Genomic DNA, 13,508 nt, shown 5'->3' with positions numbered 1-13,508 from the left:
GGATGTGTGAGATGGTCGCGGTTCCCGCAGCAGCGGAGAGGCAGTTGACGGTTCGGGCCGGCACGACGGCGTCCCCCTTCGACGGGGAACCAACGATCGCGATCCGTGGGACAGATCTCGGCCTGCCGTGGACCGGCCCCACGAACGAACCGATCCTCCCAGGCGACCTGCCGGTCGACCGGTGCGGCATGGTGCTCGGTGACGCAGTCGTCCTCGACTCGTGGACAGGAGACGGCCACCCGTCAACGGACGGCCTCGCCGATGTCACCTACTGGGGCGACTGTGCCGATGCCTCCCACCTGCAGGTCGGCGGACAGCTGATCATCCAGCACGGCAGCCACGTTCGCGGGTGGCTCGATCCGCCCCTCGACGACGCCGAGGCGCTCGTCGACGCCCTCAACGCCTGGGAAGGCGACGAACAGGGCCGAGGCGTCATGGTCGCGGTGGATGAACACACCGACTTTCACCGCTTCAACCGGGCGAGCTGGACCCATCCGCTGCACATCGGCGCCATCGAGGTCGTCGGCACCCCGGTTCTGGGGATCGACTGGGACAGCGGCGACCACGCAATGCGACACCGCGGTGAACGTCGCTTCGGGCAGGTCTGTCCCGTGACTCCTCACCCCGGCTTCGAAGGCCGGACAACGATGTGCTGGACAATCCCGCCTTACGCTCCAGGCGATGAACGCACAGGCTGAGCGGCAGAACCCCGACGACGACTCGCTGTGATCAAAGCCGGAAGCCGCCGGAGAATACGCGACACCTCGACATGCGAGCCCACCGGTCCCGAGGCCGAGATCCTCGTGGAACCCGGCGTACGGATCTGCTGTGCTGCTACGCCGATCTGCGCCAGGAATGTGCGTACCGCCGTGTTCGCCCGGGGCACGGATCCGCCCGTGGTGCGGCCAGGTTGGTGATCAGGGGGCGAGGGCGTGGTGGAGGGTGTCGCGGCAGTCGATGACGGCGTCGACGCCGACGATCCGCAGGGTGCGCATCACGGTGTCGGTGGGTGCGGCGAGGCGGAGCCAGCCGCCGGCCCGGGCGAGGGTGTGGTGGGCGGCGAGGAGGACGTTGATGCCGCTGGAGTCCATGAAGGTCACCTGCCGCATGTCGATCACGACGCGGGGCCGGGGCGTGCCGGGGAGGTGCAGGGCCTGGCGGAGCGTGTCGCCGGTGTCGTGGTCGATCTCCCCGGCGAGGGTGAGGACGTGGACGTCGTCGGTGGCGGTGGCCACGACCGACAGCTGTTCTTGCTGTTCGGCCTGTCTGCTGTTCGCCGCTTCTTCCTCAGCCATGTCGGTGATACTGGCACACCGGCTCTTCACCCGGTGCGTGCCCCGCACGTGCCGGGTGATGCCCGCGTGTGACGGGGCTTACAGAGAGGCGCGGGGTGTTGTCCGCCTTTGCGCGGGTACGCGCGCGAGAGGCGAACGGGGGAGCGGAGATGGTCGGGATGGAATCGGTGCCCGTGGGCGAGGACGGCACCACGCCGGGCGAGCGGGCCCTGCAGACCACGGTGGCGTTGGGCGGGGACGGTGCGGACATCGCCCACGCCCGCCACCTGGCAGCGCAGTTCCTGATCCGTGTGCAGGCCGGGCACGGCCTGCCCGTCTCCCAGCGCGCCCTGGACGTCACCCAGTTGGTGGTCAGCGAGCTGGTCACCAACGCCCGCAAGTACGCCCCCGGCCCGGCCCTGCTGGACCTGCGGATCGCCGGCGACACGGTGGAGGTGTCGGTGTGGGACTCCGGCCCGGTCCTGCCGATCGCCCGGGCCGCGGACGCCGGCCGGGTCGGCCAGCACGGCCTGGAGATCGTCATGGCCGTCGCCCAGGGCTTCGAAGCGCAGCGCGAACCGGTGGGCAAGCGCATCACCGCCCGCATCGCCCTGATCGACGACCCGGGCGGCGACATCACCGGGCGACAGCCGCTATAGGGGAAGCAGTCGGGCGGCCGCCCTGGCCTCAGCCGGGATACGGGCCGGCGCCGTAGCGGGCCAGGGCCGACTGCAGCCCCGCGTGCACCGTGAAGCTCTTCGCGTGCCGTCCCCGTCGAGCCGTGTCTCAGTCGGTGATCTCGACCGGCGTTCTCGGAGCCGTCGGAGTCACGGCGGCCTCGGACGCCGGCTTCTTCTGCGTGATGTCCTGGAGAAGCGAAGCGAGGTCGACTCCGGTGGCGGAGGAGAGGAGTTCCATGCCCTGGGTGACGTTGTCGGTGACGGTACGTGTCAACTGGCCGACCCCGTCGGTGGAGATGACGGTCATCTTGTCGACCGCGGCGAGAGGCTCGGACGCCTTGGCGACGACCTGCGGCAGAACCTCCACGAGCATCTGCAGGACGGCGGCATCGCCATACTGCGCGAAGGCGTCGGCCTTCTTCCGCATGGCCTCGGCCTCCGCCGCGCCCTTGGCGCCGATGGCGGCGGCCTCTGCCTCGCCCTCGATGCGTACGGCCTCGGCGAGCGCGGCGCGCTGGGCCTTTTCGCCCTCACCGGTCAGCCGGGCGCGCTCGGCAGCGGCCTCGGCCTCCTTCACCAGGGCGATACGGCGGGCCTCGGCCTCCTGCTCGGCCTGGTAGCGGGCGGCGTCGGCGGGCTTGCGGACCTGTGTGTCCAGCTGCCGGTCGGTCAGCGCGGCTCGGCGGGCCGCCACCTTCTCCTGCTCGGAAAGGATGTCCTGCTGCCTGGCCGCCTCGGCCAGCGGGCCGGCGGCATTCGCCTGCGCGGCCGCCTCGTCCGTCTGGGCCTTGATCTCGGCCTGCTTCAGGTACAGCGTCCGCTGCGCGACCGCGATCTCCTCCTCCGCCTTGAGCCGAGCCTGCTCGGCGGCCCGCCGGGCGACTGCCTCGGCGATGTCGGCCTCCTGCTTGGCGCGGGCGGCCTCGGGCCGGCCGAGGTCCTCCAGATAGGAGCCCTCGGTGGTGATGTCCTGGATCTGGAAGGCGTCGAGCACCAGGCCCTGGCCCGAGAGACTCGCTTCGGCCTCCTCTGCGACCTGGCCGGCGAACGCGGCCCGGTCGCGGATGATGTCCTCCACCGACATCCGGCCGACGATCGACCGCAGGGCGCCGGACAGCACCTCCTGGGTGAAGCCGACGATGCCGTCCTGCTGCATCAGGAATCGCTGCGCGGCCGCTCGGATCGAGTCCTCGGTGCCGCCGACCTTGACGATGGCGACGCCCTCCAGATTCGCCTTCACACCGCGCAGGGTGACCGCACCTCGCACGGCCACGGGGATGTGCCGGCTGGACAGGTCGAGGCTGAACTTCTGCTGCAGGAACGGCACGACGAAGACCCCGCCGCCGACGACGACCTTTTGGCCGCTGTTGTCCGTGTACTCCCGTCCGGTGGCCGGATCGGTGGTCTTCTTGCCGCGTCGGCCGGTGATGATGAACGCCTCGCTGGGACCGGCGACCTTGTAGCGCGTGATGACGACGAGGCCGAGCAGCACGAGCAGCACGGTGATGCCGAGGACGGACAGGAGTGCAGGGCCCATGAGGGAACCCCTTTCGATCAGAACCGAACCATGAAGCAGAGCGGGCGGCGTTGAACGGTCAGTGATCGACCGGGCGTACGGAGACCGCTGTCGGCGACAGCACGCACTCGACCCATACCTCTGTGCCGCGTGCGACGGGAGCCGCGGCCTTCGCCGCGTACTTCACGGGCTGACCCGCGAGGTACAGCAGCACCTCCCCGTAGCCGCCCGTTGGGATCGCCGTCACCACAGAGCCGCTCGTCCCGGTCAGGTCCTCGCCTCGCGGTGCGGGCGCGGCCCCGTCACGTGTCAGTGCCCGGCTGAACCTCCACGTCAGCCAGGCCACGACGACCCCCATGACCACGCCCGCACCGGTGGCGACTCCCGCCCCCGTACCGGTGGTTTCGAGCACGAGAGCCCCCGTGAAACCGAGTGCTGACACGAACCCGGCGATCACCGGCAACGACAGGAACCCGTCCAGCTCGCCGCCGATGCCGTCGAGGACCCCCTCCACCACCCCGTCGAACACGAGGGACAGGGCCAGAAGCACGAGACCTGCGATGCCGAGACCGAGAAACCATCCCATGTGCGTCACCCGCTTCGTGCGCCTGCTTCCGCCGCCAACCGGATGGTTCCATGAGGTGGTACAGGTATTCACTGCCGGAGTCCGGCAATCTTTGTGCGCCCTTGATGCCGTGGTCGTACGGACGGCAGGAATCCAGCCACGAGTGCGGTCATGCGCTCGGGGGCCTCCTTGAGGGGAAGGTGTCCCGTACCCGGGAGAACCTCCAGAGGGACACCGAGTCGGCCTTCCACGGCGGGACCGAGTCGATGCAGCGGCAGGAACGTGTCGTCACAACCCGCCATGGCCAGGCAGGGTACGGCCCTCGCCCGTTCGAAGGCGGACGACGGGAGCGGCGCGGGCGCGCGAGTGGTGCGGGCGCGCGAGTGGTGCGGCAGGAGCGGCCCATCGGTGCCCTCCACGCACTGAGCTCGGAGGGCACCTTCCGACCGGGGCCGTCATGCACGCGAGTAGCCGCTCCGCCCGCGCCGCGGAGGGACGAAGCACCCATGGTGCGGTCGCTGCGAGCACCGGAGCTCCGACCCGCAGGCGCACGAGACCGCCGGGCGATACGAGGACACGGCCAGCGATGAGCTCGGACGTACAGGCGAAGCTGATCACGGCGCCAAGCCGATGACCCACGACCACGCCGGCCCGTCCATGGCCCGGGACAGCGAGTCGGCGAGCCACCTGGCGCACCGGTCCATCCGGTTCAGGCGGGACCGACGACCGTAACTGAGACCGGGCTGCCCGGGCACGTCCAGGACGACGACCGGGCCGAGCACGGCCAGAGCCTCCACAGCGGCAAGGGACACCGCCGCGTTCATGTTCGTCCCGGGCACCAGGGCCAGCGGCGTCGTCCCGGCCGCAGGACCCGTCGCCCGTACCCGGAGCACACTCGTCAGGCCCACCGACGTCTCGATCCGCTCTCGCCCGTGAGGGACTGGCCACCTGGCGAGGCGTTTCTCATACCGATCCCGCACCCGAGACCGCGCGTTGCGGCCGCAGTACACCGATGACGGCACGAGCGGCATCGTGCAGGGAGCGTGCTGGAGCCGCCGCAGGCCCACGGGTCAGTGACGTATCGCTGACGCTTCAACCCGGGGCCCGTACCGCGCGCTGCACGAGTCAGCGGTGAGCCGGGCACCTGGTATCAGCGCGACCTGGTGCTCCGGCCGGACCGTGCGATCGTGCCGGGGGACCGGCTGCGGGAAGAGGACGGCCACCGCTGATCATCGGTGTGTGAGGGCTCTTCGCCGCTCACCGGCCTGGCCGGCAGGCGGCAACCGGCTCGCCGCACAAGGGAAGGCGCCGCTGATGGGACACCCTGGGAGCGCGGACGGATCGACGCCTCCGACATCCGGTGCCGCGTGGAGGCCGGACCCGCGTGTCACCCGCCGTCCTCTGTCAGAGGGTGAGCATGGCCTCGGTGATCTCGTCGATCGCCGTATCGGGGATCGCCGTGGCGGCCTCCTCAAGGACGAGCAGCCGCGCCCCGGGGATCTCGCGCGCGATCGCCTCGGCGTTGCCGACGGGGAAGAACCGGTCGCGGCGGCCGTGGACGACGAGCGTGGGGAGCTTGATCCCGGGCAGGCGCTCGCGCCAGCGGGGTGTGCAGTCCAGCCTGGAGAACACCATGCCCAGCTGGTTGGCCATCTGGACCGCCGGCGCGGTGCCGGGCGTGCGGTCCCAGACGCGCGCGGCGACCGCACGTGCGGCGACGGGGTCGTCGCCGAGGATCTCCGCGCCGGCGGCGGCGAAGTCCGCGACCGCCTCGCGGTCGCTCCAGTCGGGCATCGCGTGCGCGAACAGCCGGCCCATCGTCGCCCGGTCGTGGTCGGGGAGGTCGTCGTCGGGTGGGCCGGGCGCGACCGCGCGGGTGCCGACCAGTGTGAGCGCCGAGAACGCGTCCGGACGGTCGAGCGCGGCGACCTGGGCGACCATCCCGCCGACGCCGATCCCCGCGAGGTGCGCGGGCCGGCCGCCGAGCGCGTCGGCAAGGGCCGCCGCGTCGGCGGCGAGGTCGCGCAGGGTGTAGGCGGGAGCCTCCGGATCCGTCGTCGTCGACTCCCCGCTGTCACGCAGGTCGTAGCGCACCACACGGCGCCCGCCGGCGGCGAGGCGCTCGCACAGGGCGTCGGGCCAGGAGAGCATCGTCGTCCCGCCCGCGAGCAGGACGAGCGGCGCGCCGTCGTCACCGAACGACTCGATGCCCAAGGCGACCTCATTGGCATCGACGGTGGTGGTGATTCGAGTCATGACACGGCAGACTCGATCCGCCGTCCGAACTCATCGCCCACGCGGGGAGCGTGCGGTGGACGCGACAGCCGACAGCCGGTCGCGGCCCCGGCCGGCAGCAGCGCCGCCCCCTGTCAGTGGGCGGCCCTAGGATCGCGCAGGACGCACGGCGGCTCGGGCCACTGAGCCGTCCCGCCGCGATGTGTCGCTTCCTCGTCCTCGCCCACCGACCGACCGGAGAACACCGTTGTCCTCGATACGTGACCTCACTGCTTGGGAGCCGCTGCTGCGGCTGGTGCGGGATGCCAACGCGGAGCAGCTCGCCGCGCCGGGTGGTTGCTTCACGGGGCAGATCACACTCGGCAGTTGGACCCTGCCCGCGCCACAGCCACGTCCGGAGCCGGGGCGAGCACTCCATGTGGCGGACATGCAGGACCAGTTCACCGCCGTGGAACGGGTACAGGACGCCCTCCGGGCCGACGGCGCGAGCAGCGTTTCCTACATGGTCGAGACGGCGCCGGACGGGAAGACGCGGCTTCACGTCGTCGACTTGGGCCCTGCCGTGGAGCACGGCGTCGTCAGCCCCTTCGTGGGAGCTCTGCTCCTGGTCGAGGGCGCCGTTCCCGAACCCTGGCGGCGCCTGCCCGAGGAGGTCCCTGGTGCGGTGCCGGCGCCGTCGGCGGACCCGGCGCTGCTGGAGCGGACCCTCCGCGAGCGGCTGCCCGACGCCCTCGGCGCCACCGAGGAGGAGATCGCGGAAGCGGAAGCGCGTCTCGGTGTCGCGCTGCCCGACGAGCTCAAGGCGCTCTACCGCGTCACCCGGGCCCGGTGGCAGGACTGGAGCGGTGACTACGCGGCGCAGGAACGCGTCAGCAAAGCGGTCGGCTGTGAGCTGTTCCCCCTGGACGGGCTCTACGTCGCGGACGCGCAGTCCCGTCCCTGTCCCTGGCAGTTCGCTGCCGACGACGCGGTCGTCACCGCGCCGGACGCCGCCGTGCAGGGCCTCGTCGGCTCTCCCGGCTGGATCGTCTTCGGCGACAACGGCGGCGGCGACCGGCTGGCCCTCGACCTGACACCGGGCCCGGGCGGACACACCGGGCAGGTCATCGTGATCGACCACGAGCGGACCATCGGCGCCGGACTGCGCGCCGACTCCCTCACCGACATGGTGATCGACCGCCCCGGCGGCTGGCACCAGGACCGTGACGCGGACACCCCGCCGGTGGTGGCCCGGGTGAACATCCGCGACCTGGGCGGTGTGGAGGCCGCCGCCCGTCCCGAGCTGGAGGTGCTCGGCATCGGCGGACGGGAGGGCGAGCCGACCAGCCTCGCCCCGGTCGTCGGACTTCCCCGCCTGCGGACCCTCACCGCCTACCCGGGCACGCTCGCCGACCCCCTGGAGATCGCCGGACTCACGGGTCTGGAGTACCTGAGCCTCGGTCCCGAGGACTGGCGCGTCCTGCTCGACGCCGGTGCCGTCCCCCGGAGCCTGTCGGCGGCAGGCATCCAGGTGCAGGGCGCACAGCACCCGCTTCCGGTCCTCGACCTCGCCAACGAGCTCCTCGCCCTGTGGGACCGGCCCCTGATCACCCGGACCGTCCTCGAAGACGACCTGGACACCGACCGGTGAGCGAGGACGGGCTGGAGGAGGGGTGGACGCCACCACCCGGGTACCTGGTCGAGATCGGTACCGAGCCGCTGGACCGGCCGGCCCGGAACTCGGTGGGCGGGTGGCCCTGCCTCGACGACGGCCAGGAGTGGCCGCAGTGCTTCTGCGGCGAGCGGACGGCGCTGTTCTTCCCACTGGATCTGCCCGACGACATCGAGTTCTTCGGCGGAGAACACCTGTCGGTCTTCCACTGCGCCCACCACCACGACGCGGCTGACCCGTGTGGACGGCGGTGTGCCTGGCAGCCGCCCGTCGTCCCTCCGCAGTTCTCGGGCCCGGTGACGACGAGCCGGGCGCGTCCGGCGCCGGTGAAGTCGGCGGCGGTGAGGGTGCACGGCTGTATGCAGGCGTTGCAGTGGTGGAAGCGCGCCGCGCCGGTGGGCGCCGTGCGGCCCGCCAGGTCGTCGTACGCCCACAGGTCGGTGCGGCTGGGCGTGGCGATCCGCGGGACGCCGTCGCCGTCCAGGTCGGCGACGACGGCCTTCTTGCCGTAGTCCTTCGCGGAGGACCACTCACTGATGGCGTACGGGCTCGCGGCCGACGGCCGGTGCCGGCCACCGGCGTCCGTCCTCACCGCCGGACAGGCCGGCGACGCACCCGTCTTCTCGGACGTCACGGACCGCCTGCGCGTTCCCCGCCGCCCCGCACCAGGCCGGACATGGTCCTGGCCGACAAGGCGTACTCGTCCCGCGAGATCCGCGACCACCTGCGCAGACGCGGTATCCGCGCGGTGATCCCTGAACGAGCCGACCAGCGGGCCGACCGGATCCGGCGCGGACCAGTCGGCGGCAGACCGCCCGCCTTCGCCCGCGGGGCCCACCAACAGCGCAACACCGTCGAGCGGTGCATCAACCGCTTGAAGCAGTGGCGTGGCATCGCCACCCGCTACGAGAAGACCGCGACCGTCTGTCCGGCCGGGCTCCACGTCGCGGGCATCTTCCTCTGGTCCGCGCGCTGATGCGGACGTCCCCAGGTCACGCATCGTCCTCCGTCGACCGTGCCAGGTACGCGTGGTTGTCCTCGATGAGGTCGTCCAGCGCGTCCCTGGCGGCGGCGAGGCCGTCGATGGCCTCAGACAGCCGGGCCCGCTCGCGGCCCATGATCTCCAGAGCCTGCCGCGCCCGGTCCTCGTTCGGCTCGGCCATGCAGGGCGTCATCTCGGCGATGGTGCCACTGGACATGCCCGCCGCCAGGAACGCCTGCACGAGGCGCACCCGCTGGACGTGCTCGTCCTCGTAGTGGCGCTGTCCGCTGGGCGAACGGGAGCTGACGAGCAGGCCCTGCTCCTCGTAGTAGCGCAGCGACCGACGGCTGGCTCCCGTCCGGGCGGACAGGTCACCGATCCGCATGCCGAACCCCCCATGCTCCTGACCCACTTGCCCCTGACATTGATGTGAGCCTTTAGGTTAACTCCATGCTGAAGCTCATCTTCATGATCAACCGCATCGAGGGAATGTCGTACGAGCGTTTCGTCGAGCACCACCGGGACCGGCACGCGCCGCTGTTCACCTCCATCCCGGAGGCGGAAAGCTACGTGCGCAAGTACACCGTGTCCCACCCGGTCCCCGCCGAGAACTACCCGCCCCGGGCCTACGACGGCCTGACGGAAATCTGGTTCGAGGACTGGGAGGACCATGATGCCTTCTTCGCCTCCGAGAACTACCGGACGCTGGTCAGCCCCGACGAAGCACGCTTCATCGACATGGACTCAGTGGCCGTGATGGTCACCGAGGAGAAGAAGGTCATCTGACGGACCGACTCGACAGACGGACACCGGCTCGACTCTCACGGCCGACCCCCGCGTACACGTCGACGTCGGCCCCCGTCACATCGTTGACATGCCGGGCCCGCGGCGCATCAGCCAACGACGCACCCGGACCTGCGATCAGGGATCCGAACGAAACGGCCTGGCTCCTGGACCGCGAACGCGGTCTCGTCATCGGCGGTTGCGCCCTCCACCATGGCCGGCTCTGGTCTTGCTCCATGCGCGGCATTGATCCGCCTCATGCCCGGCACGACGCGACAGCAAGCCCGAACATTCTGTGATCCGGCGGGCTTCACCTGACCGAGAAGGGCCCCAAGGGGTGCGGTGGATGTTGCGCGAACCGTCACGGCGTTCAGAAGGTCGTGCAGGTCACCACACGTTTTCGGCGTGGTAGCAGGTCCTGCGCCCAGGGCGACTGGGCGGACGAGGCTCCCAGTTCCCCCTGGAGCACCGGCAGACTCACCGCCACCGTCGTCACCGGCGGGTGGGCGGCGAAGGCGCCGGCGCACGCCAGGGCGACGACGGACGCCCGTCCGCGGCCACCCGGCGCGGCTTGATGCGAAGCATTCAGAAAACTCTCCCGTGCGGTGCACGGAACCACGGATACCGAATGAACTGCGCAATGGTGACGGCTTCGTTCACGACGGGTCAGTCGGAATGCATGACACGATGGGAATCCGGAATTCCCCGGAGGGAAACGCGGGATTTCCTCCACGGGTCACGGGGGAGTCCGCAGGGCGGTCCGGTGCGGAGAATGACCAGGTCATGTGGGAGGAGGAGAGTGTTTCCGGCGATCTGGCAAGTAGACGGGAACGCAAGCTAACTCTGCGCCTCCGGTCGCTTATCGGGCCGTGGAATTGCCGCTACGTTCGCCCTCACCGGACCGTGCGAATTTCCGCACGGCCTCTGTCCACGGATCACACTGAGGTGGTTGCGGACATGAGCCGAGGAAACGCTCTCGTCGTCGGCGGCGGCATCGGCGGTCTCTCCACCGCCATCGCGCTGCGCAACGCCGACTACGACGTCCATGTCGTGGAGCTCCGGGCGGACCTCCACTCGTCGGTCCACGGCGTCGGCATCATCCAGCCGGTGAACGCCCTGCGCGCGCTGGACGCGATCGGCTGTGCCGAGGCGTGCATGGCCGTCGGCTGTTCCACCACCGCCTGGGGCCGGTTGCTCGACGTGGACGGCAACCTGATGCGCGAGATGCCCGGCTCCCGGATCCCCGGGTCCGACCTGCCGCCGATGAACGGCCTGACCCGGCCGCAGCTCCACAAGATCCTGACCGACAAGGCGCGCGAGGTGGGCGCCGTCATCGGGTACGACAAGACCTTCACCACGCTCGACGACGGCCCCGACGGCGTCCGTGTCGTCTTCACCGACGACTCCCGGGCGGTGTACGACCATGTGGCCGGCGCCGACGGCGTCCACTCCAAGGTGCGCCCCTACGCGCTCGCGGAGGACCTGAAGCCGGTCCACCTCGGCCGGTCGGCCTTCCGGCTCGACATCCCGCGCGAGCCGGAGACCGACCGCATCATCCTGCAGGCCGGCCCCGAAGGCATGGCCGGTTTCGTGCCGATCGGCCCGGACCTGGCGTACCTCTTCCACAACACCACTTGGGAGGAGGGACGTTGGCTGGACCAGGACAGGACGGCTGACGAACTGCACGAGCGGCTCGCCCCGTTCGGCGGGCTGACCGGCCGGGTCCGCGACAAGCACATCGACGACTCCACCGAGATCGTGTTCCGGCCCGAGGCGTGGCTCATCGCCCCCGCGCCCTGGCACAAGGGCCGCATCGCCCTGATCGGCGACGCCGTCCACGCGGTGACCCCGCACCTGGGCCAGGGAGCGGCCCAGGCCGTCGAGGACGGTGTGGTGCTCGCCGAGTGCCTGGCGCAGCACGGCGACCACGAGGAGGCGTTCACCGCCTGCGGTGAGCGCCGCTACGAGCGCTGCAAGCTCATCGTGGAGTCCTCGGTGGCGATCGGCGAGCACGAGATGGACCCCGCCTCGCATCCCGACTTCGACCACGCCGGCCTGACCCAGCACGTGCTCGAGTCCATGGCCCGGCCCGTCTGAGGCGCGGCCTGGCACACCGCGGACGACCCGCTCCCGCCCTCCTCCCGAAGGGCGCGTCACCATGACCTTCTCCGCCCGCGCACCAAGACGTCCGGCCGCCGGGTCCGGCATCGGAATCGCCATCGTCTACCGCTGCGTACGCGAGGCCATCGACCTCCTGGCCGCACTCGCGCCCTGCCACGCCGATGCAGTGCGGGCCGCGAGCCGTCTGGCCTTCGTCATCCTGGACGGGACGCTGCTGCCGATCGGCCGAAGCGCCGCCGACACCCCCGCTGCTCCGGCAAACACCAACGCCACGGCATGAACGTCCAGGTCCTGACCGACCCGTTCGGACGGCTCCCGTGGGCCTCGCCCGCGCTGCCCGGCTCCACCCATGTGCCCTTCAAAGGCCGTCGACTCGAGCGCCGGCAGCGTCGCCACAGCAGCACCCACGCCAAGATCCGCAGCGTCGGCGAACAAGCCACGGCCACCCTCAAGGGCCGGCGACCCCTACGGAAGCTCCGGTGCAGCACCGACCGGATCACCACGATGGTGGAAGCCCTCCTCGTCCTTCACCACGCATCAGCGTGAGGTGGGAAGGAGCTCACTGGATGGTCTGTCCAGGCTCAAGGACCTCGTGGGCAGGGGCGGGCCCGCCGAACCGAGCAGGGCCCATCGGTCCGCCACACCGGCGCAGACGTTCGGAGCCGACGGGAACCGACGAAACCACCGCCCGGAGCAAGAAAGCGAAACAGGGCGCACCGCACCCGGTGCACGCCGTGGGCGGTCGCATGGAAAGAAGGTCACCCGTCCGCCTTTTCCGGAGGATTCCCCTCCCCTTCATGCATCCGGCAGACCCGCCCGACAACGAATTCCGCACCGAAAGGTACGCGCCAGCGGCATCTCTCGGCCAAATCTGCGGCAGAGGCGAGGGAAAGCTCATCTCCGGGTCGACGTGGGTCCTATAGTCGGACCGCAAAAAGCGATCGATAAAGACGGACCAAGGCGGCGCTCGCGCCGCATTTCCGTCGTGCAACGCATTACCGACGGGCCGCAAGGCGCCGTTTCGCACGGCCCATTCAACGCACTTTCGGTTTCGCTTTCTCGTACGGAGGAGCTCCCATGTCCGACCTCGCGCGCACCGCCCTGGACCTCCAGGACCTCGACCTGGACCTCAGCGACCTCACCGTCACGGCCATGCGCGACACCGTCGCGCTGCCCGAGGGCGGGGCGTCCTGGGGATCCTGTTCCTGCCAGGGCTCGTCGTCCTGCGCCCAGCCCGAGCCCCAGCTGCAGACCGGCGTCGTCGACGCCGGCTGATCCGCGCCCACGACCCACCGGACCGCAACGTGAGAAGGGAGAAGCCGATGCCCGACACCAGCGCCATCCCGGGCCTCGACCTTGCGGACCTCGATCTCGGGGACCTCACCGTGACTTCGATGCGCGACACCGTCGCGCTGCCCGAGGGCGGCGCCTCCAACGGCGCCAGTTCCTGCTCCTGCAGCTCGTCCTCGTGCGCGCAGCCGCAGCTGCCCGTACCGCTGTAGGTCTCCGTCACACCGAATCGTCGGCCGCGCGACCCGTGACACGCCACGGGAGCACCTGACCGGCCGGCGTGCGTCGCCGGGGGGGGGGGCCCCCCCCGCCGCCCCCCCCCCGGCCCCCCGGCCCCGGCCCCCCCCCCCCCCGCCGCCGCCCCCCCCCCCCCCCCCCCCCCCCCCCCCCCCCCCCCCCCACCACCACACA

14 protein-coding genes and 2 pseudogenes are annotated in these 13,508 nt (G+C 70.9%); 10 read left to right on the top strand and 6 right to left on the bottom strand.

Features of this window, described 5'->3' with window-relative positions; all coding sequences use genetic code 11:
- Nucleotides 1-2: 2 nt before the first annotated feature.
- Nucleotides 3-698 carry a hypothetical protein gene (locus tag ACH4F6_RS34160; RefSeq protein ID WP_397964252.1) on the top strand — a complete coding sequence of 232 codons (696 nt, stop codon included), beginning with the start codon at nucleotides 3-5 and terminating at the stop codon, nucleotides 696-698.
- A 219-nt stretch (nucleotides 699-917) separates the two neighbouring features.
- Here ACH4F6_RS34160 and ACH4F6_RS34155 read toward each other — a convergent pair whose 3' ends face one another.
- Nucleotides 918-1,295, bottom strand: coding sequence for an STAS domain-containing protein (locus ACH4F6_RS34155; protein WP_397964251.1), 378 nt, complete (start codon nucleotides 1,293-1,295; stop codon nucleotides 918-920).
- Between the two features lie 158 nt (nucleotides 1,296-1,453).
- Here ACH4F6_RS34155 and ACH4F6_RS34150 point away from each other — a divergent pair, with 158 nt between their 5' ends.
- Nucleotides 1,454-1,933 (top strand): ATP-binding protein, encoded by a 480-nt coding sequence (locus ACH4F6_RS34150; protein ID WP_397964349.1) that lies wholly within the window; start codon nucleotides 1,454-1,456, stop codon nucleotides 1,931-1,933.
- A 127-nt stretch (nucleotides 1,934-2,060) separates the two neighbouring features.
- On the opposite strand, the gene ACH4F6_RS34145 is transcribed toward ACH4F6_RS34150, so the two are convergent.
- From ACH4F6_RS34145 to ACH4F6_RS34130, 4 genes are all read right to left on the bottom strand, one after another.
- Nucleotides 2,061-3,491, bottom strand: coding sequence for a flotillin family protein (locus tag ACH4F6_RS34145; RefSeq protein WP_397964250.1), 1,431 nt, complete (start codon nucleotides 3,489-3,491; stop codon nucleotides 2,061-2,063).
- 58 nt (nucleotides 3,492-3,549) lie between these two features.
- Complete coding sequence (locus ACH4F6_RS34140) at nucleotides 3,550-4,056, bottom strand: hypothetical protein (protein WP_397964249.1); 507 nt, start codon at nucleotides 4,054-4,056, stop codon at nucleotides 3,550-3,552.
- Between the two features lie 593 nt (nucleotides 4,057-4,649).
- A complete protein-coding gene (locus ACH4F6_RS34135; RefSeq protein WP_397964248.1) occupies nucleotides 4,650-4,943 on the bottom strand; it encodes a hypothetical protein in 294 nt (97 codons plus the stop codon).
- A 496-nt stretch (nucleotides 4,944-5,439) separates the two neighbouring features.
- Nucleotides 5,440-6,291: an alpha/beta fold hydrolase gene (locus tag ACH4F6_RS34130; RefSeq protein ID WP_397964247.1), complete on the bottom strand. Its 852-nt coding sequence runs from the start codon at nucleotides 6,289-6,291 to the stop codon at nucleotides 5,440-5,442.
- Nucleotides 6,292-6,517: 226 nt separating this feature from the next.
- Between ACH4F6_RS34130 and ACH4F6_RS34125 the strand changes: the two genes are divergently transcribed.
- The 3 genes and pseudogenes from ACH4F6_RS34125 to ACH4F6_RS34115 all read left to right on the top strand — a co-directional run.
- Nucleotides 6,518-7,900 (top strand): SMI1/KNR4 family protein, encoded by a 1,383-nt coding sequence (locus ACH4F6_RS34125; protein WP_397964246.1) that lies wholly within the window; start codon nucleotides 6,518-6,520, stop codon nucleotides 7,898-7,900.
- Nucleotides 7,897-8,433 carry a hypothetical protein gene (locus tag ACH4F6_RS34120; RefSeq protein WP_397964245.1) on the top strand — a complete coding sequence of 179 codons (537 nt, stop codon included), beginning with the start codon at nucleotides 7,897-7,899 and terminating at the stop codon, nucleotides 8,431-8,433. The genes ACH4F6_RS34125 and ACH4F6_RS34120 overlap by 4 nt, the downstream gene beginning before the upstream one ends.
- A gap of 36 nt (nucleotides 8,434-8,469) precedes the next feature.
- Nucleotides 8,470-8,897: pseudogene (locus ACH4F6_RS34115) on the top strand (transposase); the annotation flags it as partial.
- A 16-nt stretch (nucleotides 8,898-8,913) separates the two neighbouring features.
- Here ACH4F6_RS34115 and ACH4F6_RS34110 read toward each other — a convergent pair.
- A complete protein-coding gene (locus ACH4F6_RS34110; protein WP_397964244.1) occupies nucleotides 8,914-9,288 on the bottom strand; it encodes a MerR family transcriptional regulator in 375 nt (124 codons plus the stop codon).
- A 65-nt stretch (nucleotides 9,289-9,353) separates the two neighbouring features.
- Here ACH4F6_RS34110 and ACH4F6_RS34105 point away from each other — a divergent pair, with 65 nt between their 5' ends.
- From ACH4F6_RS34105 to ACH4F6_RS34085, 5 genes and pseudogenes are all read left to right on the top strand, one after another.
- Nucleotides 9,354-9,689, top strand: a complete 336-nt coding sequence (locus tag ACH4F6_RS34105; protein WP_397964243.1) for an EthD domain-containing protein — start codon at nucleotides 9,354-9,356, stop codon at nucleotides 9,687-9,689.
- 954 nt (nucleotides 9,690-10,643) lie between these two features.
- Nucleotides 10,644-11,783, top strand: coding sequence for an FAD-dependent monooxygenase (locus ACH4F6_RS34100; protein ID WP_397964242.1), 1,140 nt, complete (start codon nucleotides 10,644-10,646; stop codon nucleotides 11,781-11,783).
- Between the two features lie 94 nt (nucleotides 11,784-11,877).
- Nucleotides 11,878-12,353, top strand: a pseudogene (locus ACH4F6_RS34095) (IS5/IS1182 family transposase); the annotation flags it as partial.
- A 531-nt stretch (nucleotides 12,354-12,884) separates the two neighbouring features.
- Entirely contained in the window at nucleotides 12,885-13,082 is a 198-nt protein-coding gene (locus ACH4F6_RS34090; protein WP_381224036.1) for a thiazolylpeptide-type bacteriocin, read from the top strand.
- A gap of 47 nt (nucleotides 13,083-13,129) precedes the next feature.
- The gene (locus ACH4F6_RS34085; RefSeq protein ID WP_397964241.1) at nucleotides 13,130-13,309 is read left to right on the top strand and encodes a thiazolylpeptide-type bacteriocin; all 180 of its coding nucleotides are present in this window, start codon (nucleotides 13,130-13,132) and stop codon (nucleotides 13,307-13,309) included.
- The last annotated feature ends 199 nt before the right edge of the window (nucleotides 13,310-13,508 follow it).

This window comes from Streptomyces sp. NPDC017936, from assembly GCF_044328485.1.
GTDB lineage: Bacteria > Actinomycetota > Actinomycetes > Streptomycetales > Streptomycetaceae > Streptomyces.
This window is presented reverse-complemented; position numbering and strand designations above follow the sequence as displayed.